General features: G+C 43.3%; 1 protein-coding gene. It reads left to right on the top strand.

Translation table 11 applies throughout. The features are described 5' to 3' along the window. Positions 1 to 64 precede the first annotated feature (64 nt). Positions 65 to 886 (top strand): MOSC domain-containing protein (locus AC1DPZ_RS28150; RefSeq protein WP_477409756.1); only part of this gene is annotated, 822 nt, incomplete at its 3' end.

Here is an 886-nt window from a genome sequence, read left to right as displayed (position 1 = left end):
GTTTTTACACGATTTAAGGAAAGGGCCGGATTTACAGGATTATTCAATTTGATAAAATTGAATAATGCTCCTCTATAAACAGTTACCCGGCAGCAATACTTTCAGCACAATTTTTCTTATTTTTACCTCATCACCATCAACCTTTATGCTCCAGATAAGCGAACTGTATATTTATCCCATTAAATCATTAGGCGGAATAGCTGTTACCAAAGCAGAAGTTACCTCGCGCGGCTTTAAGTACGACAGGCGCTGGATGCTGGTTGACGAACAAAACCGCTTTATTACCCAGCGGGTGCACGCACAGATGGCCCTGATAAAGGTGCAGATTGAAGACGATGGTTTATTGGTTAGTCACCATTTAAATGGTGCTGTTAAAATACCTTTTGGATACCAGGAGCAAACCAAACACAATGTAGTGATCTGGGACGATACCTGTACAGGCGTGTATGTTGGTGACGAGTTTGATGAATGGTTTACCAGGGTTTTGGGTTTAAAATGCAGGCTGGTTTTTATGCCGGATGAAACTGAACGCGAGGTTGATCAACACTATGCGCCCCCGGGTATCATCACCTCTTTTGCTGATGCCTACCCTTTCCTGCTAATAGGCCAGGCGTCGCTAAATGAACTGAATACCCGCCTGCAGGATGCGCTGCCTATGAATAGGTTTCGCCCTAACATTGTTTTCACCGGCGGGCAGCCTTTTGAAGAGGACCTGATGAACCAAATGAGTATTGCCGGTATTAGTTTTTATGGCGCCAAATTATGTGCCCGCTGTATCATGACCACCATTGATCAGCAAACAGGCATAAAAGCCAAAGAGCCATTAAAAACGTTGGCTAAATACAGGTTTAAGAACAACAAAATACTTTTCGGACAAAATCTGATC

The sequence above is a fragment of the Mucilaginibacter sp. P4_G9 genome, from assembly GCF_056400985.1.
Note: the sequence above shows the minus strand (reverse complement) of the source record. Positions and strands in the feature narration are given on the sequence as shown.